Source organism: Haloterrigena sp. KLK7 (genome assembly GCF_037914945.1).
Lineage (GTDB): Archaea > Halobacteriota > Halobacteria > Halobacteriales > Natrialbaceae > Haloterrigena > Haloterrigena salinisoli.
In genome coordinates, this window is record NZ_CP149787.1 from 3,645,742 (window position 1) to 3,666,458 (window position 20,717).

General features: G+C 66.3%; 21 protein-coding genes. 8 read left to right on the forward strand and 13 right to left on the reverse strand.

Annotation, left to right across the window (positions count from 1 at the left end; translation table 11 throughout):
- Positions 1 to 120 precede the first annotated feature (120 nt).
- On the forward strand, positions 121 to 861 hold the full coding sequence (locus WD430_RS18040) for a hypothetical protein (protein WP_339103806.1): 741 nt from the start codon (positions 121 to 123) through the stop codon (positions 859 to 861).
- A gap of 51 nt (positions 862 to 912) precedes the next feature.
- On the opposite strand, the gene WD430_RS18045 is transcribed toward WD430_RS18040, so the two are convergent.
- From WD430_RS18045 to WD430_RS18070, 6 genes are all read right to left on the reverse strand, one after another.
- Positions 913 to 1,491 (reverse strand): DUF5804 family protein, encoded by a 579-nt coding sequence (locus WD430_RS18045; RefSeq protein ID WP_339103807.1) that lies wholly within the window; start codon positions 1,489 to 1,491, stop codon positions 913 to 915.
- Between the two features lie 81 nt (positions 1,492 to 1,572).
- Positions 1,573 to 1,770: a hypothetical protein gene (locus WD430_RS18050; RefSeq protein WP_339103809.1), complete on the reverse strand. Its 198-nt coding sequence runs from the start codon at positions 1,768 to 1,770 to the stop codon at positions 1,573 to 1,575.
- An 83-nt stretch (positions 1,771 to 1,853) separates the two neighbouring features.
- Positions 1,854 to 2,513 (reverse strand): helix-turn-helix domain-containing protein, encoded by a 660-nt coding sequence (locus tag WD430_RS18055; protein WP_339103810.1) that lies wholly within the window; start codon positions 2,511 to 2,513, stop codon positions 1,854 to 1,856.
- Between the two features lie 106 nt (positions 2,514 to 2,619).
- Positions 2,620 to 3,798, reverse strand: coding sequence for a tRNA sulfurtransferase (locus tag WD430_RS18060; protein ID WP_339103811.1), 1,179 nt, complete (start codon positions 3,796 to 3,798; stop codon positions 2,620 to 2,622).
- A gap of 105 nt (positions 3,799 to 3,903) precedes the next feature.
- Entirely contained in the window at positions 3,904 to 5,133 is a 1,230-nt protein-coding gene (locus WD430_RS18065; protein WP_339103812.1) for an MFS transporter, read from the reverse strand.
- Between the two features lie 213 nt (positions 5,134 to 5,346).
- On the reverse strand, positions 5,347 to 5,568 hold the full coding sequence (locus WD430_RS18070) for a hypothetical protein (RefSeq protein WP_339103813.1): 222 nt from the start codon (positions 5,566 to 5,568) through the stop codon (positions 5,347 to 5,349).
- On the opposite strand from WD430_RS18070, the gene WD430_RS18075 reads away from it, so the two are divergent.
- Positions 5,554 to 7,260: a serine hydrolase gene (locus WD430_RS18075; RefSeq protein WP_339103814.1), complete on the forward strand. Its 1,707-nt coding sequence runs from the start codon at positions 5,554 to 5,556 to the stop codon at positions 7,258 to 7,260. The two genes, WD430_RS18070 and WD430_RS18075, sit on opposite strands and share 15 nt — an antisense overlap.
- A gap of 14 nt (positions 7,261 to 7,274) precedes the next feature.
- On the opposite strand, the gene WD430_RS18080 is transcribed toward WD430_RS18075, so the two are convergent.
- Both WD430_RS18080 and cyaB read right to left on the reverse strand, forming a co-directional pair.
- Positions 7,275 to 8,480, reverse strand: a complete 1,206-nt coding sequence (locus tag WD430_RS18080) for a methionine adenosyltransferase (RefSeq protein ID WP_339103815.1) — start codon at positions 8,478 to 8,480, stop codon at positions 7,275 to 7,277.
- A 111-nt stretch (positions 8,481 to 8,591) separates the two neighbouring features.
- Entirely contained in the window at positions 8,592 to 9,137 is a 546-nt protein-coding gene (gene cyaB / locus WD430_RS18085) for a class IV adenylate cyclase (protein ID WP_339103816.1), read from the reverse strand.
- A gap of 88 nt (positions 9,138 to 9,225) precedes the next feature.
- On the opposite strand from cyaB, the gene WD430_RS18090 reads away from it, so the two are divergent.
- Positions 9,226 to 10,200 carry a peptidylprolyl isomerase gene (locus tag WD430_RS18090; protein ID WP_339103817.1) on the forward strand — a complete coding sequence of 325 codons (975 nt, stop codon included), beginning with the start codon at positions 9,226 to 9,228 and terminating at the stop codon, positions 10,198 to 10,200.
- A 135-nt stretch (positions 10,201 to 10,335) separates the two neighbouring features.
- A complete protein-coding gene (locus WD430_RS18095) occupies positions 10,336 to 11,331 on the forward strand; it encodes a hypothetical protein (RefSeq protein WP_339103818.1) in 996 nt (331 codons plus the stop codon).
- A gap of 31 nt (positions 11,332 to 11,362) precedes the next feature.
- On the opposite strand, the gene WD430_RS18100 is transcribed toward WD430_RS18095, so the two are convergent.
- A complete protein-coding gene (locus WD430_RS18100; protein WP_339103819.1) occupies positions 11,363 to 11,989 on the reverse strand; it encodes a transcriptional regulator in 627 nt (208 codons plus the stop codon).
- Positions 11,990 to 12,140: 151 nt separating this feature from the next.
- Here WD430_RS18100 and pyrB point away from each other — a divergent pair, with 151 nt between their 5' ends.
- The 4 genes from pyrB to WD430_RS18120 all read left to right on the forward strand — a co-directional run bounded on the left by pyrB (position 12,141) and on the right by WD430_RS18120 (position 16,567).
- Positions 12,141 to 13,094, forward strand: coding sequence for an aspartate carbamoyltransferase (gene pyrB / locus WD430_RS18105; protein ID WP_339103820.1), 954 nt, complete (start codon positions 12,141 to 12,143; stop codon positions 13,092 to 13,094).
- Positions 13,087 to 13,575, forward strand: a complete 489-nt coding sequence (gene pyrI, locus WD430_RS18110) for an aspartate carbamoyltransferase regulatory subunit (RefSeq protein WP_339103821.1) — start codon at positions 13,087 to 13,089, stop codon at positions 13,573 to 13,575. Before pyrB ends, pyrI begins: the two co-directional genes overlap by 8 nt.
- A 460-nt stretch (positions 13,576 to 14,035) precedes the next feature.
- Positions 14,036 to 14,875, forward strand: a complete 840-nt coding sequence (locus WD430_RS18115) for a hypothetical protein (RefSeq protein ID WP_339103822.1) — start codon at positions 14,036 to 14,038, stop codon at positions 14,873 to 14,875.
- 282 nt (positions 14,876 to 15,157) lie between these two features.
- A complete protein-coding gene (locus WD430_RS18120; protein WP_339103823.1) occupies positions 15,158 to 16,567 on the forward strand; it encodes a hypothetical protein in 1,410 nt (469 codons plus the stop codon).
- 171 nt (positions 16,568 to 16,738) lie between these two features.
- On the opposite strand, the gene WD430_RS18125 is transcribed toward WD430_RS18120, so the two are convergent.
- The 4 genes from WD430_RS18125 to WD430_RS18140 form a co-directional block, all read right to left on the reverse strand.
- The gene (locus WD430_RS18125) at positions 16,739 to 17,659 is read right to left on the reverse strand and encodes a hypothetical protein (RefSeq protein WP_339103824.1); all 921 of its coding nucleotides are present in this window, start codon (positions 17,657 to 17,659) and stop codon (positions 16,739 to 16,741) included.
- 113 nt (positions 17,660 to 17,772) lie between these two features.
- The gene (locus WD430_RS18130; RefSeq protein WP_339103825.1) at positions 17,773 to 18,540 is read right to left on the reverse strand and encodes an enoyl-CoA hydratase-related protein; all 768 of its coding nucleotides are present in this window, start codon (positions 18,538 to 18,540) and stop codon (positions 17,773 to 17,775) included.
- A gap of 66 nt (positions 18,541 to 18,606) precedes the next feature.
- Positions 18,607 to 19,701: a trypsin-like peptidase domain-containing protein gene (locus WD430_RS18135; RefSeq protein WP_339103826.1), complete on the reverse strand. Its 1,095-nt coding sequence runs from the start codon at positions 19,699 to 19,701 to the stop codon at positions 18,607 to 18,609.
- Between the two features lie 270 nt (positions 19,702 to 19,971).
- Positions 19,972 to 20,640, reverse strand: coding sequence for a helix-turn-helix domain-containing protein (locus tag WD430_RS18140; RefSeq protein WP_339103827.1), 669 nt, complete (start codon positions 20,638 to 20,640; stop codon positions 19,972 to 19,974).
- Between the last annotated feature and the right edge of the window lie 77 nt (positions 20,641 to 20,717).

The window sequence follows — 20,717 nt, forward strand, 5'->3', positions numbered from 1 at the left end:
CGGGCAGCCGCCCGCTCGCTCGAGTCGGGACCGCGCGGCCGGAATTCAGGAGCCGCGAAGCGAAAATCGCTCTTTCACCTTGGCGAACTCCTTTGCGGTATCCCGGTGTCTCCTCGTGTAATGACTGACCGATCGCGGCGAACGATCCTCTGCGGGACGGCCGGGCTGGTCGCCCTCTCAGCCGGCTGTCTCGACGAAGCCGGCGTCGCGGACGACGGGAACGGCCCCGACGACCCGAACGGAACCGACAGCGAGAACGGGACGGACGACCGCGGCGCCGGTGGCAACGGCGACGAAGACGACACCGATACCGCCAGTGGCGACGGTGATGGCGAGTCCGAAGCGATCGACACCGTCTCGTTTTCGTCCGCCACCGGTCCCGATTCCGAGCCGGACGCCGCGCTGTTCGTCAGTCCCGCTCGAGCGACCGACTGGCTCGACGACCGCGGCCTCGACGACGAGCGGCTCACCGCGTTCGTCGACGAGACCGACTTCGAGCGGTCCGTAATCGTCGCCCTCGCGGCCGACGCACCGAACGCCTGTTACGAACTGACACTCGAGGAGCGGACCCTCGGGGACGAGGAGACGGACGCCGACCTCGACCTCGAGGCCGTAGTAAGCGACGAGTCCACGGGAGAGATGGGCTGTGCGCAGGTCGTGACACTCGTCGGCCAACTCGTTCGAGCGCCGATCGCAGACGGCCCTACCGTCTCGGTGACCATCGTCGACCGACACGGGGAGGAACACCAGCGGGGTATGGCCGCCGACAGCGAGAGCGAATCGGCGGCCGCTGACAGCGAGAACGAATCGGCCACCGCCGGCGAATCGGATACCGATAGCGAGAACGCTAGCGGCGCCTGAGATCGGCCTTCAGTCCGTCTTCGAGCGATTCTACCGCTTCCAATGTCTGACTCACGGCGAGTGTTCCGCTTCCGTGAGGCGGACGACGAGCGTCTCCTCGACGTCCCTGAGATCGTACGTCGGGAGTTCGCCGCCGGTCCGACGGACGTATAGCGGTTCGACGAGTCGCCAGTTCGCCGCAGCGTCGCGCGTCTCGTCGGCGGCCGCCGATTCGTCCGACTCGTCGTCGTCTCCGGCCGCGGTCGACGCGGCGACATCGCCGTCGGCCTCGGTCTCGGCGTCCGGCTCCGGCCCGACTCGCTCGAGGCCGTAGATCTTGCAGAACTCGGCCGTCGCAGCGGGCTCGATGTCGCCGTTGCGGAGTTCCGTCGCGAGCGCCCGCGAGAGCCACTCGTCGTCGCTGACGCTCGGCTCCTGGACGAGCGCCTCGTCGACGAAGCGGGTGAGATACCAGTTCAGATCGTTCAGCAGCGAGACGGCCGCGCCGACGCTGACCGTCCGCAGGGCGATCGCGTTCTCGAAGGGACGGCTCAGGTCGTACGTCGCGAGGGCCTCGCGGGAGGTCTCCCGGGAGAGGAGTTCGTACTGGAGGTTGCAGTCGGGATCCCCGATGAGACAGACGCGAGTCACTACGTTGTGATCGGAACGTGGTCGTAATGTGGGTTTCGGCTCCCGCCGAAGCGATCCCCGATCGACGCTCGACGACCGGCGTCAGCCGTCTCGGGCGGTCTGCCCGATCTCCTCCGCGTCGAGGTCGGCGACCGGTACGTCCTCGCCGATCGCGTATTCGGAGGCCGTGCCACAGCCGTAACACTCGATGACGATGTCCGTTTCGTACGCGAGGATACTCACGCCGCCACACGCCGGACACGAAAGCCACTCCTGAAATTGATACTCGTCTCCGTCCATCGATCGTCTGTCGCCTAGTTGGTGATCGACTCCGGAGAATGCATCCGTTGACTCATCAATTCGTTTTTACCGCGGCGTCGGCGTCAGTTGAGATCGGCCACCGACGAGAGCAACACCCGACGGAGGATCTTCTCGTTCCCGCGGCGAATCCGGTCCGAGAGCGCCTGCTCCGAGATATCGAGGTCGCTCGCCAGCTCCGCGAGAGTGACCTCGCTCGGCGTCGCGAAATAGCCTCGCTGCAGCGCCAGTACGAGCGCCTCGCGCTGTTCCCGTGAGAGTCCGAACCGACGGCCCCGGTCCGACTCCTCGGTCAGCGTGTACGTCCGTTCGACGTGGACGGTGATGTCGCGTGTCGTCAAGTAATTGTACAGCTGCGTGAGCTTGTCGTGGTTGTTAAAGCGCAGCCGAAACACCCAGAGACCGTTCGCTCGCCCCTCGAGGACCGTCGCCTCGGCCTCCGCGATGCCGGTCATGAGGTCCCCGTCGTATTCGGCCCACTCGATGCGGTAGAGGCCGCTGTTCCCGACCCTGTCGAGGGGGATCAGCTCCTCGACGTCGGGGCTCTCCCGGACCGTCTCTTCGAACGATCGCAACTCGTCTCCCGTCGCCCAGACGAACGGCATGACGTCGTTCTCCGTCGGGACGATCCGCTCGAGTTCGAGTTCGATGTCCTCCGTGCCCGACAGCGCCCGTCCGAGGACGAACTCCGCGGGCTCGACGGAGAACTCCAGAATAACGCTCATACGGTGTGATGCGAAGCCGTGACCCGTAGCAGTTATCCTTGCTGTTCGCGGTCCGCCCGGCCGCGGTGAACTGACGCCCGGCCGCGGTGAACCGACGCGCGGCGAGTCAGGGCTCGACCAGCGTCGCGTTCGCCGCCGCCTCCTCGGCCCGCTCGAGGAGGTCGTCGGGTTCGTGCTCGAGCAGCGGCTCGAGACGCGCGTTGGTCTCGACGCGGTCGGGCGTGACGCGGTTGCAGCCGGCGTCGATCGTCGAGTCCGTGAACGTGCCGATCTCCCGGGCCTGGGCGACGATATCCTGCTTGTCGCGGGTGAGCAGCGGGCGGTGGATCGGGAGGTCGGCGGCGCGGCTGGTGACGCCGAGGTTCTGGAGGGTCTGACTGGACTTCTGGCCGACGGCCTCGCCGGTGACGATCCCGTGGGCGTCGACGCGCTCGGCCAGCGTCTCGGCCGCCCGGTAGAAGAACCGACGCAGGGAGAGCATCCGTCCCTTGTCCATCTCCCGCACCAGCAGATCGACGGTCTCGCCGCCGGGGATCCGGTAGACGTCCATATCGAAGTTGGGCGCGTACGCCGAGAGGAGCCGAACGGTCTCCATCGCGCGCGCCTCGTGGTCGATCCCGCCGTAGTCGCCGAGGTCGACGTAGGCCGGCACGATCGGACTCCCCCGCTTCATGATCTCGTAGGCCGCGACCGGCGAGTCGATCCCGCCGCTGACCAGCGCGACGGCGGGCTCCTGGGAGCCGAGCGGCAGCCCGCCCGGTCCGGGGATCTTCTCGAGGTAGACGTAGGTACACTCGTCGCGGACTTCGACGCCGAAGGTGACGTCGGGGTCGTCGAGGTCGACTTCGGGCTCGAACTCGTCCTCGACGGTCGCCCAGACGGTGTCGCCGCCCTCGCGGGCCAGGTCCTCGCTGCTGTAGGGGACGTTCTTGTTCGCCCGACGGGCGTCGATCGCGAACGTCCCGCCGTCGTAACACTCGCGGGCGGCCTCGGTCAGCGCCTCGAGGATCCGGTCCTTCTCGGTGCTGACGGTCAGGGCGGGGCTGGCCGAGACGACGCCGAAGGCGTCGGTCGCGGCGTCGGTGGCTTCCTCGACGGCGTCCTCGGTCGTGTGGATCAGCGGTCGGTTCCACTTGCGCTCGACGTCGCCGGGGATCGAGCGGTCCGCGAGGAGGGCCTCGAGGTTCTCGCAGAGGACGTCCACCATGTACCGCTTGACGGTGTTACTCTTGGTGTTGAGATCCCCGTGACGAACGAGGACAGTATCGGCTCCCGGGGGGGACATGCTCGAGGATAGCAGGTCGTAGCTATAAGGGGATTACGAGGCGGCGACGCGGGAGGACGCAGCGTGGGTGATTTCGGTCCGCGACGGGGGGATCGGCGCCGCGATTCAACTGACCGATTCGCCGACCGACGGACTCACGCGACCGGTGTGGACGTAGATGCCGGCGATCAGGACGACCCCCGCGAGCATCGGGACGACCGCGCTGGCGGCGTAGATGAATTCGAAGCCGAGGCGGTCGACCAGCGGCAGCGAGACGAGCGGCCCGAGCGCGCCGCCGACGTCCCCGAAGACGTTGTTCGTTCCCATGGCGCGACCGACCCGCTCCTCGGGCGTGAGGTCCGCCAGCAGCGCCGTCAGCGGACCGCCGACGCCGCCCTGTCCGGCGCCGATCAGGAGACAGGAGAGCACCAGCACCTCGAACCGGGAGCCGAACGCGAGGACGCCGAAGCCGACACAAGAGGTGACGAGGAAGCCGAGCATGACGGGAACGCGAGCCCCGACCGAGTCGGAGAGCGCGCCGCCGCCGAGCGTGAACACCGATCCCGACAGCACCGTGACGGCCATCAGCAGCCCCGAGGACCCCTGCGCGTCGAATCCGAGGATGGAGATCGCGCGGGCGTCGAGCAGGAGGACCAGCGTCGAGAAGAGGACGCCGATGTACGCGAAGTAGAGCCCGAAGTTGACGAGGCCGATCGTCAGCGCCGGGAGGCTCCGTTCGATGTCCCACGGCTTGACCGACTCCTGTTCCCCTTCGACGTGCGTCTCGGGAACGATGAAGTAGGCGATGACGCTCGCGAGGCCGGCGAACGACGCCGCGAGGACGAACGCCTCGACGTTCCCCCAGAGGTCGCTGACGACGCCGCCCATCACCAGCCCCGCGGGGAAGCCGAAGGTGATGCCCGCGCGGACGATTCCCATGCTGGTCCCCCTCGAGTCGGCCTCGCTGACGTCTGCCGTGATCGTGTAGGCGGTTGCGAAGACGAGGGCACTGCCGATCCCCCAGCAGACGCGGGCAAGCATGAACCAGGCCTCCGGGAACGACGAGACGATGGCGACGACGTAGCCGAACGTCGCCAGCCCCTCGATCGCCAGCCCCGCGACGAACGGCGTCCGGGTGCCGATGCGGTCGATGAGGACGCCCGCCGGCGCGTTGGCCACGAGCCGCGTGATCCGGTTGGCGCTCAGGATCAGGCCGACCATGAACGCCGAGATCCCCAGCACTTCGCCGAGGTTCGGCAGGATCGGAAAGACCACGCCGCCGCCGAAGCCGACGAAGAAGGTACTGGCGACGACGGCGAGGACGACGCGGTTCGAACCGGACGATGGCGGTGACACTGGCACTCGAGCTCCGTTTTCGACACGCGTACGCAGACTACGGCACGGTTTGGATGTTGCGATGAACTCCGATGGTGCCGGTTTCGACAGTCGTCACGCTGCGTCGGCTGGTACCGTTTTCATCGCTGGACGAATCGGAAGACGATCATCGGACCCATTAATACCATTAATTTCATGTATTTCACAAAATATTAATGGTTCATCTGTTTTCTATCAGATAATGACATCCTCCCTCGGCCGTCGGCGCTTTCTCGCGGGCACCGCCACCGCAGGCGCCACCCTGAGTGCCGGCAGCCTGCCCGCTCGAGCACAGTCGGGAGAGAGAGAGACCCCGATCCGGCCGATCGCGAGGCCCTCGAGGCGTTCGTAGACGACGCGATCGAGTCGGAACTCGCGGACACCGACGCATCGGGTGCGGTCGTGTCGGTCGTCCACGACGGCACGGTCGCGCTCTCGAAGGGGTACGGCGAGACGTCGTTCGACGGCGCGGCGGTGACCGCGACGGAGACGCCGGTCCAGACAGGGTCTGTCTCGAAACTTATCACCTTCACCGCGGCGATGGGACTCGTCGACCGGGACGAGATCGATCCCGACGTCGACGTGACCGAGTATCTCGAGTCGGTATCGATTCCGGACGCGTACGACGAGCCGATCACGCTCGCTCACCTGGCGACGCACACGCCCGGGTTCGAAATCCGCGCGCGAAACGATACGGTCAGCGACCGCAACCACCGCCAGCCTCTCGAGGAGGCGGTCGGTTCCTATCAGCCGGCGCGGATTCACCCGCCCGGCGAGCTCAAGGGGTACACGAACTACGCGGCCGCGCTGACCGGACAGCTCGTCGCCGACGTCTCCGGATCCTCGTTCGAAGCGTACGCCCGCCGAGAGATCTTCGACCCGCTCGGAATGGATCGGAGCACGTTCGCACCGACGCCCGACCACCTCGACCCGGACACGCGCGACGCACTCGCGACCGAGCTCCCGTGGCACTCCAACGTCCCGCCGGCGTCGGGATTCTGGTCGACGGGTGCGGACATGGCCCGGTTCATGCTGGCACATCTCGAGGGCGGCCGGACCGATTCGGGACGAATGCTCTCCGAAGCGGCCACCGAGGAGATGCACCGCCAGTGGTTTACCCCACACGAGAAACTGGGCGGGATGGCGTTCGGATTCTTCGAGCGGACCAGAGACGACGTTCGGCTCCTCACCCACAGCGGTGAAGGGCCCGCATACGGGAGCCAACTCGTTCTCGTTCCGGAGCTCGACCTCGGCCTGTTCGTCTCGTTTCAGGGGCGACAGACCGGGAACGCGGTCGGATCGTTCCGGGACGCGTTCCTCGAGCGCTACGTGCCGACCGGCGACGAAGCGTTGACGCCGGACGGCCGTCCGGAGCGGGCCGACGAGCTCGAGGGGACGTACCGAGCGCTCCAGATCTACGAGAGCACGACGTACGAGAAGCTCTTGCTCTCGACGTACAGTTCCGACAGGGAGGTATGGATCGAAGACGACGGAACGCTGGTCATGGATACCGGCAGTGTCAGCCGCTGGGTCGAGATCGAGCCGCTGGTCTTTCGCCGGGTCGACGGCCAGCGGACGCTCGTCTTTCACGAGGAGGGCGGCGAAATCACGGCGCTCTCGATCGGCGGAGCGGGGTCGGCGTACGTTCCGATCTCGCGGCTCGACGACGTGACCGTCCAGGCCCGGCTCGCGATCGGAGCGTCGATCGTCGCACTCTCGGGGGTCCTGGGATGGCCTCTCGCCGCGGCCGTTCGTCGGTACCGCGGTGTGGCACGGTCCTCGGCCGGGCCGGCGCGACGGGCGCGGTTGGCCGCCGGCGCCGCCGGCGGACTCCTGTTCGGGTTCGTCGCCGCGTTCGTCGTCGCCGCCCTGTTCACGTCGATTCTCGACGGGCCGTCACTGATCGACCGTCCGCCTCGCGGATTTGGGTTGGTGTTCGGACTGTCGATCGCCGGCACCGTCGCGACGCTCGCGGCCGCCGGTTACGCGGTCCTGGCGTGGCGCGAAAAATTCTGGACCCTCGCCGCCCGCCTCCACTACACCGCCGTCGTCGGTTCGCTCGCGGTGTTGGTGTGGGTGTTCCGGTACTGGAACTTGCTCTGGCCGTAACGCGACGCGAGCGGTCAGAACGTCGAGAGCTCGCCGTCGATCACGCGGCGGGTGACGTCCGTGACGTCGGCGAGTTCCTCGTCGACGATGGCCTCGACCTCGTCCTCGACGTCGCCGACGGCGACGCCCTCCTCGGTGACCAGTTCGACGTCGGCGACGTGGGGCCGGTCGATCGGGCGGCCGATCTGGGAGAGCAGGCGCACGCGCAGATCGCGGATCTCGTCGACGTCGTCGACGACCGACTCGGCGATCTCCGTCGAGAGCAGGTTGTAGATCTTTCCGATGTGGTTGACCGGGTTCTTGCCGCTGGTGGCCTCCATCGACATCGAGCGGTTGGGCGTGATGAGCCCGTTGGCGCGATTGCCCCGGCCGACGGAGCCGTCGTCGCCCTGCTCGGCGGAGGTGCCCGTCACGGTGAGGTAGATCGACCCCTCGTCGTAGTCGTCGGCGTTGTTGACGTGGACGGCGACCTCGCGGTCGGTGTACTCGCCGGCGATCTCCGCGACGTAGGCCTGGACCTCGTCGACGGCGTCGCTGTACGCGTCCATGTCCGCGACGTACTCGTCGACCATCGCCGCCGCGACGGTGACGTCGATCCGGTCGCCCTCGCGTTTGCCCATGATCTTCACGTCGGGGCCCAGGTACGGGTTCTCGTCCGCGAATTCGCCGTTGAGCCGTCGCTCGGTCTCGAGGACGATCCGCTCGGTTTCGGTCAGCGGCGCGTGACCGACGCCGTAGCTCGTGTCGTTGGCCATCGGGACGGACACCTCGTCTTCACCGAAGACCTCCTGTAAGTCGCCGCTGCCCTCGCCGAGCTTGACGTCGACGACGATGTCCTCGCCGAGCTCGAGTTGCGGGATCGTCTCCGAGAGATAGTCGCGGGCGGCCCGCAGCGCGATGGTCTCGGCGGGGATGGTCTGGCCCTCGTAGCTCTTGGTCGCGCGGCCGACGATCAGGAGATAGATCGGATCGACGACTTCGCCGCCGCCGAAGGCGGGCGCGGCCCGGCCGGCGACGAGTTGCGTCTCGTCGGTGTTGAAGTGCAGCACTTCGCCCACGCGGTCGATGTACTCGCGGGCCAAGGCGCCGGCGACGGCCTCGGCGACCCCGTCACAGATCGAGTCGGGATGGCCGATCCCCTTTCGCTCGACGACTTCGACTTCCTGGTCTTCCACTGCCTGACGGTCGATCGACTCGACCCGAATGTTCCGCTCGCTCATTACCGGTGATTCGCGGAGCGTGGTTCTATAACTTGCGGAAACAGAACCGTCACGAAAAATGCTCCCTGGTAATACATCTCGATACCGCTCGAGTCGACGGCGATCGGCCGATCAGGACTCGAGCAACAGGCCCAGATACGAGGTCCGAAGCTGGTCGTCGGGATCGAGATCCAGCCGCTCTATGACCTCGTAGGCGCCCTCGCGGGCCGACTCGAGGTCGGCTTCGGCCGCGACCTCGGTCTCCACTTCGACGTACTCGCCGACGTCGTCGACCGCGTCGAGGGTGACGGTGTAGCCCTCGAGCCCGTAGCGCTCGCGTTCCTTACGGACCGTCGCGGCCGCCTCGAAGCCGAGGCTCGTCAGGACGGCGTCCATCGTCTCGCCGTCGTCGACGCCGGTCTCGAACTCCTCGCGGCTCTTGGACTCGTCGTCCAGCAGCGGCCCCTTGTAGGTAATTCGGCTCTCGGCGGTCTCGTCGTCGGGGATCGATTCCCGCCGAATACGCAGCGCCTCGTCGGTCTCTGGAAACGACCGGTGGGGCGCGTCGTAGTACGTGTCCGCCTGCACGACGGCCCGCTTTCGGGTCGCACCGAGATCCCCGAGACGGTCCCGAACGGCCTCGAGATCCGCGGGGACCTTCACTTCGACTTCGTACATGGCCGAGGGCACGCGGGCCGCGCTGAAGAATCGGTCGCTCTCGAGCCAAAGCGTCGTACTTAAATGTCGACGGCGGGACGTACAACGTATGACCGAGGAACAGGAGGCCGAGCTCGAGGAGCAGGCCGATGACGTCGAAGCAGAAGCAGCAGACGAAGGCGCCGACGAGGCCGAGGGGCTTCAGGAGGGCGACTTCGTCGAGCTAGAGTATACCGCGTACACCGCCGACGGCGACCAGCTGGTCGACACGACCGATCCCGAGGTCGCCGAGGAGGAGGGCGTCGACGACCAGGGCCAGGAGTTCAAGCCGCGGACGATCGTCCTCGGTGAGGGCCACATCTTCGAGGCCGTCGAAGACGACATCATCGGCTCCGAACCCGGTGACGAGGGGACCGTGACCGTGCCCGCCGAGGAGGCCTTCGGCGAGTACGATCCCGACGACGTCCAGACCGTCAGCGCCGAAAAGATCGACGAGGACGACCGCTACCCCGGTGCCAACGTGCAGGTCGACGGCCAGCAGGGCTACATCAGCACGATCATCGGCGGTCGCGCCCGCGTCGACTTCAACCACCCGCTCGCCGGTGAGGACGTCGAGTACGACTACGAGATTCTCGGCGAGGTCGACGACCGCGAGAAGCAGGCCGCCGGCCTGTTCGAGATGTTCCTCGGGATGGAGCCCGAGCTCTGGATCGAGACGGACGAGGTCGAGGAAGAGGTCCCCGTCGAGCCCGACGAGGACGCGGACGACGACGAGCCCGCCGAGCCCGAGTTCGAGACCGAAACCGTCGAGAAGGAGACGCTCTACCTCGAGGCCACGCCCCAGATGACGATGAACCAGCAGTGGATGATGGGCAAACAGCAGATCGGCCAGCAGATCATCGACCAGATCGGCGTCGATCGCGTCATCGTCCAGGAAGTCATCGACGGCATGGGTATGGGCGGTATGGGCGGCATGATGGGCGGTATGGGCGGCATGGGCGGCGGCGACATCGAGGAGGCCCTCGAGGACGCCGACGTCGACGCCGACGAGATCGTCGAAGAGCTCGAAGGCGCCGAAGAGTAACCGCTCTCTCCGACCGACCGTTCTCCGAACCGGCGGAAGCGAAACCGCCGAAGCGATCTCCGTTACGTTACTGATCGCGGCCGCGCACGTGCGCGGGCCGGATTTTTCGGCTAGTCCGTGCTCCACCCGGAACGGATGGACGATTCGACGAGCGAGAGGGAGTCGAAACCCGTCTCGAGCGACGGACTCGGCCGGTTCAAACGGTGGGTGTTGCTCGAGGGAAACCGGTCCGTGATCGCCGGACTGCTCGCGGTCGCGTTCGCGCTGGCGTTTCTCGCGCTCTCGATCTCCGAACTCGCGCCGCTGGCCGACGTGCAGTCGCTGTTCTACGTCTTCAGCGGGTTGATCTCGGGGAACTTCACGCTGATCACGGTCGTCGTCTCGATCAACCAGCTGTTGCTCTCCCAGGAACTGAAGTCGCCGGGGGAACTCGAGTCCGAGATCGAGGCGACCGTCGACTACCGGGAGGAGATCGAAGCGGTCGCCGACCGGACCGCGCCGGCCGAACCCTCGGGGTTTCTCCGGCTCGTCGTCGAGAGCGCCCGACGGGAGGCCCAGCGGCTCGGCGGCACCACCGTCGGCGCGCTTCCGGAGTCGGGCCGCGACGAGGCCGACGAGATCGTGTCGGACCTCACCGCCGAGTTCGATCGAATCGATACGCTGGTCGATCAGTCGGACGCCGGAATCTTCAACACGCTGTCGACGACCCTCGAGACGAACTTCGCCCGCGAGATCCAGCGTCTCGAGGAATTTCGCCGCGACTACGGCGACGATCTGCCGCCGGAGACCGACGACGCGATCGACGACCTGCTCGATCGGTTGCGGGAGATGGACATCGCCCGACAGTACTTCAAGTCGATCTACCTGCAGGTCGAGCTCTCGCGACTGTCCCGGAACCTCCTCTACGCCGGGATCCCCGCCGTCGGCGTCGCGATCGGTTCGCTGTTCGTGCTGACGGGACTGTCGGGGCCGCCCTTCGGTCGGCCGCTTCAGCGGATCGTCTTTCCGATCGCCGTCGCGGTGGGCGCGTTCCCGCTCGCGCTGCTGTTCGCGTACATCCTGCGAACCGCGACGGTCACCGAGCGGACGGCGGCGATCACGCCGTTCACGACGCCCGAGCAAGAGGTGTGAGGAGCGGGCGTCGGCCGCTGGTTCCGTCGGATCAGGCGATGTCCCGACTCGTGTCGATCGCCACTTCCTCCGTCAACTCGAGTTTGATCGCCTCGGTCGGCTGGCTGCCGCCGCGGAACTTGGGAATCGTGAGGTGGTTCTCGAGGTCCGTCCCGGCGATTTCGGTCCGGAGGTCGAAGACGGCGTCGGCGGCGTGGTACGTCCGCGACCGGTTCGACGGCTCGTCGTTGCCCTTCAGGCAGTGGAGGACGGCGATCGAGCCGGTCTCGAGCATCTGTGACTTGAGGTCGTTGAGAAAGGCGATGTAGTCGTCGGCGTCGGCCCGCTCGAGGACGTCCATCGTGTCGATGATGAGGTTCGCGCCGTCGGGGAGCGCGCCGATGAGCCGGGTCGCCTCCTCGAGGAGGTCGTCGCCGGCGACGCGGCGGACGGTCGGACTGCCGACCTCCGAGGGAGAGGACTCGATCGCGTGGCGGACGGCGTCGTCGGAGCGCTCGGTCGTGAGATAGAGCGTGCCGCGGGCGGCGGTGAGCTCGTAGAGGAGCAGTTCCGACTGGCTGGCTGGATCGGCGGTGTAGGCGACGATACACCCAGGTGGGAGCCCGCCGTCGAGCTTTCGGTCCAGCACGTCGATTCCGGTATCCAGCCGACCGACCATACAATTGAGACCAATTACCGCAGCGCCCGCATAACTCTTTGGCTTCCGATTAGTTCGTGATCGAGAGACTGTCGCGGGACCGGTTCGGTTCGCGGTGTCATCGTCGCCGAAGGGAGAGATTCAAGGTGGAGGCAGGTCCCAACACGAACGAATGCGCCACGATCACCTCATCACGAGCAAACAACTCACGCGGGGGGATATCGAGACCATCCTCGACCGCGCGGCCGAGATCGACGCCGATCCGTCGGCCGTCGCCGACCGGCACACGAACACGCTGCTCGGCCTCCTCTTTTTCGAACCGAGCACGCGAACGAAGATGAGCTTCGAGACCGCGATGAAACGGCTCGGCGGCGACGTCGTCGACATGGGGTCGGTCGAGTCCTCGAGCGTGAAGAAGGGCGAGACGCTGGCCGACACCGTCCGGGTCATCGAGGGGTACACCGACGCGCTCGTCCTGCGCCACCCCAAGCAGGGCGCGGCGAAGATGGCCAGCGAGTACGTCGACGTGCCGCTGTTGAACGCCGGCGACGGGGCGGGCCACCACCCCACCCAGACGATGCTCGATCTGTACACCATCCGAGAGAACGCCGGGCTGGACGACCTCACGATCGGGATCATGGGCGACCTGAAGTACGGTCGAACCGTCCACTCGCTGGCCCACGCGCTGACGAACTTCGACGTCCGCCAGCACTTCGTCAGTCCGGAGAGCCTGCGCCTGCCCCGCGAGGTCGTCTACGACCTCCACCAGGCGGACGACGGCGCCGGTATCCGCGAACACGAGTCCCTCGAAGAGATCCTGCCCGAGCTGGACGTCCTCTACGTCACCCGAATCCAGCGCGAGCGGTTCCCCGACGAGCAGGAGTACCAGAAGGTCGCCGGCGAGTACCAGATCGGTCCCGAGACGCTCGAGGCGGCGGGCGACGACCTGACGATCATGCATCCGCTCCCCCGGGTCGACGAGATCGACCCGGCGATCGACGAGACCGACCACGCGGCCTACTTCGATCAGGCCCACAACGGCGTGCCGGTTCGGATGGCGCTGCTCGATCTGCTCTTGAGCGACGACGGGGCGACCGATCGAATCGGAGGTGCGGCCGATGAGTGATACTCACGACCACCACGACGGCGATGACGATCACGAACTGCGGGTCAGCAAGATCCGGAGCGGGACCGTCATCGACCACGTCCGCGGTGGACAGGCGCTGAACGTGCTGGCGATTCTCGGCATCGACGGCAGCGAGGGCGAGGAGGTCTCGGTCGGGATGAACGTCCCGTCGGACCGACTCGCGCGCAAGGACATCGTGAAGGTCGAAGGCCGGGAACTCAGTCAGGACGAGGTCGACGTCCTCTCGCTGATCGCGCCGGACGCGACGATCAACATCGTCCGCGACTACGAGGTGATCGAGAAACACCGCGTCGAGCCGCCGGAGATCGTCGCTGGCGTGCTGTCCTGTCCGAACGCCGGTTGTATCACGACCAGCGGCGAACCGGTCAGCTCCCGGTTCGAGGTGCTCGAAGACGGGGTGCGGTGTGACTACTGCGGGACGATCGTCCGGGACGAGATCGCCGGGCTGATCGATACCTGACGGCCGTCCGACGACGTCCGGCCGTCCGCTGGCGCGCCCTGGAACCGGCAATCATTTCTTCATTTCTAGCGGCTCATCCAGAATATCTAAGTGGTAGCCGGGCGACCGATAGACTGTACATGTCCCGTACAGTGAAGTTCCTGGTTGCCCTGTTCGTCATCGCTGTCCTCTGGAAAGTCGTCAGTAGCGGCTCTTCTGACGTCGATATCGAGGAAATCGAGTACGAACCGGACGAATAACAGCCCGTTTGCCGCTCGAAGGCGAGTCAGCGGTCGTCGCCCGGTGACCGCCGTCGGCCCTTTCTCGCATCCACCGATCGTCGGCTATAGTCGCCACTGAAACGAATCACACGCTGGTCGAAACGACGTCCTGCGATCAGGCGTGCCGTGACTTGCAGTGGATACGATAGTCTCCCACTCGAATCCGAACGGCTTACGGGAACGGCGCCGTACGCTGAGTTATGTACGGCGTCGTCACGCGTAACGCTGAAGAGGTCCGCTGGCCGGAGTTCGACCGCGGCTTCTACGAGGTCAAGGACGTGACCGGCCGGTCCGCCGACCCGATCGAGGACGGCGTGAACATGGTCTCCTGTTTCGGCGACAACGCCGCCGCGGACGCCGATCCGTCGCTGGTCCCCGTCGACGACATGGGACGGCCGGCCGATCGGGAGCGGGAGTACTTCGACTGGGCGTACATCTGCCCCTCCCGCGAGGATTACCGCGAGGGGCTGTTCGAGATCATCGACGACTGCGCGGCGGCGAACCCGGACGTCCGACTCGACGATATCGGCTTCCCGCGGGCCGAGTACTGTCGCTGCGGCGTCTGTGAGCAGCGCTTCGCGGAGAGCGAGTACGACGATCGGTACGAGTGGCGCGCGAGCGTCATCACGGAGTTCGTCGCCGACGCCGCCGATCGGATCCCCGGCGACGTCTACATGACCCTCTACCCCGATCCCTATCCGGGTCACCTCTACGAACGGGCCGGTATCGACCTCGAGGCCGTCGAGGAACACGTCGACGAGTTCGTCGTCCCCCTCTACGATACCGCCTACGAAACGACCTACTGGCTCGAGACCATCGCGAAGGGGTTCGAGAGCGCGCTCGAAACGCCGTTCAATATCGAATTGTACGCGGTAAACGTCGACGTCGACAACCTGATCCACGCCCTCGAGGTCGCCGAGGAGTACGGGAACGGCGTCTTCTTCGGTTACGAAGCGAGCAACGCGCGAGCGGCGCTGCGGCGGCGGCGGGCCGACGAGCGCGAGGGGGTCACCCACGGCGAACCGAACTCCGAGTCGTAGGACGCTCGCAGGCGGCTCGACCGGTCGTCCAAGCCGGTATTACCGCGACGGTCGTCGGTATTGGAGTCGATTACTCGCGTCCCCGTTCGTGATAGAACAGCAACACTATCGTCGGGAGCGTTCGCCGGTGAGTCCCGCCCGTTGGGCGTCGTTTCTCGCAGTAGTTCGACGGTGCGACGCTGTTTCAGGAGTTGGTCGCGGCCTTCCGAGCGGAACCGACGACCCCCTTTATTGCGGTCTCCGTCGCCCGTGTCGGCGAGGAGTGACCTCCTCGAGTACACGATGACAGATCACCAGCAGTCCCAACGGGAGTCGACGGAACAGCTCCAGCAGACGACGATGAATCAGGGCCAGGAAGCGATCGAGCAGGCGATCGACCTCCAGCGAAACATGGCCCGGATGGCCCTGAGCGCGATGCAGTGGCAGGACACGGCCCAGCAACAGGGTCTCGAGCTGACGAAGTCGATGCTGCAGGGGTTCCCGGGCCAGCAGTTCACGCAGTCGGTTATACAGAGCTATCTGCAGGGGCTCGAGGCCGTCATGCCGGAAATGGAGCGCGCGATGGAGAAAGGGATGCAGGCCGCCGCCCAGCCGGGGACGGAGATGGGACAGCAGATGGAACGGGCGGGTCAGGGAATAGAGCACGCGAGCCAGCGAATGGGCCGGCAGGGGATGACCGGCGGCATGCAGACGGGCGGCCAGCAAATGCACGGCCAGCAGTCCGGTGGGCGGACGGGCGGTCAGTGGAACGCACAGGAGACCGGCGGGCAGATGGGCGGCCAGCAGTCCGGCGGCCGGCAGATGGGCGGCCGGCAGATGAGAGGCCGACAATCCGGTCACTCGAGCCAGCCGACGGGCGGGCGCTCACAGGGGACGGACGGTCAACAGATGGGCGGCCAGCAGACAGCCGGCCGGGGGATGGGCGGCGACACACAGCAGTCGACGCAGCAGTCGTATCCGCAGACCGGCGAGTGGGTGTCACCGGAGCGGACCTACGGCGGTGAGTCTTCCGGAACGATGGATCAGGGCCAGAGCCAGCCCCAGCAGACGATAGCGTCCGGTCAGTCGGACCGATATTCGAAGCCTCCCGAGTACGAAACGCGGTCCCAGACGGGCCAGTCGGGGACCGATTACGAGCCCCAGGACCAGTCCGGGTACAGCAGTCCGCCACAGGGCGGGCACGTCGAAACGGAGACGCAGCAGGGTCGGCGATCCGCGACGCCCACGCGGACCCGCTCCGAGACGCAGGGCCAGCACGGCCGGCAGGACTCGCAGTTCCAGTCGTCTCAGCAGGGCCAGGGACGACACGAGCAGCGACAGCGGGGTCGCGAGTTCGGACAGTCGAGCCAGCGTCGTCGATCCGCCCAGGCGCAGTCCCAGCAGGGCCAGCAGGGTCAGCAGGAACAGTCTCGAGAGCGGTACTCGCAGCGAATCGACACCGGGCGACGCGAGGGCGGTCGCGGTCGACAGCGCCAGCCGATCGCTCAGGAACAGGATCGACAGGGCGAGTCACCCGCTCGAGAGTTCGAACCGTCGGACTCCGACGAGCTCGAATCGTCCGACGTCGACGCGGACCGCGACTCCGATACCGACGAGACGCCCCGGGACGACATGGAGCTCTCGGCCGAGCGAAGCGACGCCGAGACCGACGAGGGCGCTGACGGCGAATCGCTCGAGGAGGAAGAGGAGTAGCGACGGCGGTCGCGGCTTCGCGAGTTCCCGTTTTCTCGAGCGTCGGCGCAGTGACGAATCGGGACGACGGGCCCGCTACGTAGTGGTCTCCAGTGGCGAAGCGGTCCGGAAAAACGGAACGGCTCGGGATCGATCGCGAGGGCTCAGCGAGGATGGGTCGGGCGAACGTGACTAGCGAGTGTCGTTACCGATGCGGTCGTCGTCGGAGTCGCGGTCGTTGTCGTCACCGATGAGACCGTCATTATCGTCGTCGTCGCCGATCAGCGAGTCGTCATCGGTACGGCGATCGGTGTCGTCAGTACGGCGATCGGTGTCGTCACCGATGAGACCGTCATCGTCGGAGTGACGGTCGTTGTCATCGCCGATCAGGGAATCGTCGTCGTTATCGTCACCGATGAGGCCGTCATCGTCGGAGCGGCGGTCGTTGTCGTCGCCAATCAGTGAATCGTCGTCGTTGTCGTCACCGATGAGGCCGTCGTCATCGGAGCGACGGTCGTTATCGTCGCCGATCAGCGAGTCGTCGTCGTTATCGTCACCGATGAGGCCGTCGTCGTCGGAGCGACGGTCGTTGTCGTCACCGATCAGCGAATCGTCGTTGTTATCATCGCCGATAAGACCGTCATCGTCGGACGTGCGGTCGTTGTCATCGCCGATCAGCGAGTCGTCGTCCCGGTCGGTGCCGGGCGTTCCGGCGCCGGCGTCCGTCTCGGAGGCGCCCATGCTCGTGTCGGTCGCCCCGGTCTCGGTCTCCCGCTCGGACGCACCGGCCGCCGTATCGGTCGTCGTGGTCCGGTCCGTGTCCATGTCCGTCGTGCCGCCGGCGCTGGTCGCACCGCCGCCGGCGCTCCCGGAGAGGTCGCTCTCGAGGCGTACCTCGTCGTTGGTCACGCGGGCCACCGAGCCCTCCTGGAGCGGGTAGGTGTCCTCGTCGGACCCGCCCCAGCCGAGTTTGGCCTTGATCGTGTCCGTGATTCCCGGGTCCGGTTCGACGTGCGCGGTACCGTGTTCGACGTCCGCGATCAGGCCGACCTCCTCGCCGTTGGCGTTGACGACGCTCTTGCCGATGTCGTCGTCGGTAAACTGTGGAGACATTGCAGTAAACTAGACACCAAAGAAAAGGATTACGGTGGTGCTTGCGGTGGCTTGCGGTTCGAGTCGTGATCGTGTCTCGCGGACGGACGACCGAGAACTCGCCGTCGGCCCGGTCAGGCGTCGAACTCCGGCTCTCGGTCCTCGAGGAACGCGGCGACGCCCTCCGCGTGGGCCTCGGAGGTGCGCGCCTGGACCTGCAGCAGGTTCTCGTAGTCTAGCGCCTCGGACCAGTGGCGAGCCATGTTCTCGTGCATCGCCCCCTTCATCAGGCCGATGACCTCCGTCGGCCGGCCGCGGAGTTGGTCGAGAGTTTCGTCGACCCGATCGTCGAGCTCCTCGGGCGGAACCGCCTCGTTGATCAGCTCCAGATCGGCCGCCCGCTCGGCGTCGAAGAACTCGCCGGTGAACGCGAGCTTCTTCGCGGCCCGGAGGCCGATGATATGGGGGAGCATGAACGTCCCGCCGGTATCGGGAACGAGGCCGATCCGAACGAACGCACAGGAGAAGGTCGCGTCGGCGGCGGCGTAGGCGATGTCCGCCAGCGCGACGACCGACAGCCCGGCGCCGATGGCGTCGCCGTTGACCTTCGCGACGATCGGCACTGGACACTCGAGCATCGCCTCGACGACGCGGCCGAAGCTCTCCTCGACCTCCGCGTAGGCGTCGGCGGCCGAGTCCGGCTGTTCCGACAGCCCCTCGAGGTCGCCGCCGGCGCTGAAGGCGTCGCCCTCGCCGGTGAGGACGATCGCGTCGTACTCTTCGGGCGAGGCGTCCTCGATGGTGTCGGCTAGCTCCGCGGCGATCTCTTTCGTCACGGCGTTGAGCGCCGCCGGTCGGTCGAACGCGATCCGGAGAACGCCCTCGTCGCTGTCGACGTGCATACTCGAGGGTTACTCCCCCGCATTCATAATGAGGGGTGGTACCTCCGGACCCCGACCGATCGGCCGTCACCGAAGCGGGGACCGGGACCGCTCCGAGCGGGTCTCGAGCGTCAGGTCGAGCGACTGCTCGGTTCCGTCTCTCAGCACGGTCAGACGGATCGTATCGCCCGGCCGCGTCCGGAGCGCCAGGTGACTCGCCAGGTCTTCGAGCGATCGTACCTCGGTCCCGTCGACCGCGAGAAGCACGTCGCCGCCGACGGGAATCCGTTTTCCGTCGACGAACCGGACCTCGCTCCCGCGGAGCACGCCGTCGGCGGGCCCGTTACTGACGGTCTCGACCGCGACTAGCCCGCGAGGGTCGTCCATCCCGTTCGCGTCGGCGACTGCCGGTGTGACGGTCTCGAACGAGACGCCCATGTAGGCGTGTTCGTAGCTTCCGTTTTCGATGAGTCGCGGGACGACGCGCTGAGTGAGCGCCGCCGAGATTCCGAACGCGATGTCGTCCCCGCGCTTGGAGTTGACGACGCCGACGACCGTTCCGTCCACGGACATCAGCGGACCGCCGCTGTTGCCCGGATTCACCGCCGCGTCCGTCTGAATCGCGTCCGGGATCCGGTAGCCGCTCGGCGACGGAATCAACCGGTCGGTCCCGCTCACGACGCCCGTCGTGACGGTGCCGTCGAGGTCGTACGGATTTCCGATAGCGACGACCTCCTGGCCGATCACGGGTCGCGTCTGAGCGAACGAAAGCGACGTCGCCGAGTCGGGCGTCGAGTCGGGGCTGATGACGGCGAGATCGCTGTGAACGTCCCGTCCGCGTACCTCGCCGGTAGCCCACGTTCCGTCGTCGAACCGGAGTTGGGTGGTGCGTGCGCTCCCGACGACGTGGGCGTTCGTGATCACGTGGGCGTCATCGTACAGGAACCCGGTCCCCTGCCCGTGGCTCGTCCGGACCGAAACGACGGACGAGATCGCGTCGCGGTAGACCTGCGAGTACGCGCTTCCATCCGCCCGCGACTGTGTGTCCTCCGATGATACCTCGGACTGATCCGGAGACGATTCAGCCGGGGAGAACTGTTCGAGACAGCCCGCAAAGGAACCTGAAAGGGCAATACTGCCGATTTTCAGAAATTGCCGGCGGCTGGTCGTCTCTCGTGACATCAATGTATACTATTTGATCTTATTACCCGTCTATCTTTCGGTCGGCTGACGAACAACGGATTCGATTCGGAGAGACGGGTCGGTACCGGCTGTGCTTCGAAGGCGCTCTCGAGTGATGAACGCGGATGGGATCCCTATCGGTGCAGCTACGCGTGCGACCGATCAACTGCGCGGTAAACGGCGAAAACCGTGCTGCCGATGCGAAAACATCGAGTGGTACCGGGAGCGGCCGACGGAACCGCGAGTCGGCCGGGGCGGTATCGGACCTGCTCAGTTCGAGGGCACCGGCGGGGCGACGGTCTCGTCCTCGGAGACGTTCAGCTCCGAGGTGACGAGCGCGCGGTAGGCCCGGCGGAGGCGCTCGGAGAGCGCCTGGTGGGAGATTCCGAGCTCCTCCGACAGCTCCTGCATCGAGACCTCGCGGGGGATCTCGAAGTAGCCGTGATCGATTGCCGCGACGAGGGTCTCGTACTGCCGGGCGGTGAGACCGCACTGACTCTTCGTCTCCTCCGCGAGATCGAACAGGCGGACGATCGTCGGCGTGACGCCGGCCTCGTCGAACCGGTCGTAGAGCGAACTCACGCTCTCGCGGTCGGCGAACCGGATGCTCAGCAGCCACGTGCCGCTCGAGGCCGACGCGCTCAGCACCGTGCCGTTCTCCTCGAGGATCAGCTCGAAGAGATCGATGGTGTCGGGTTCGAACTCGATGTCGTAGAGCCAGCGGTCGTCCTCGCTGTTGATCAGCGTGTAGGACCCGATCGCCGAGGCGTCGTCCAGCGCCGTCTCGATCTCCTCCTGAGACGGGCCCGACAGCCAGAGGCCGTGGCCGCTCGAGGCGATCACGCGCTCCATTTCACAGGTCAGTGAGGGGACCGCCTCGAACAGCTCGCCGGTTCCGGTTCCGTCGGCCGGAATCTCGATGTCTGCGATCGATGTCATGATTTCAACCATGAGTACGACGGGGATCCCAATAACCCCGTTTCCAAAGAGATTAGCAGCGATGAAACCGAATTACA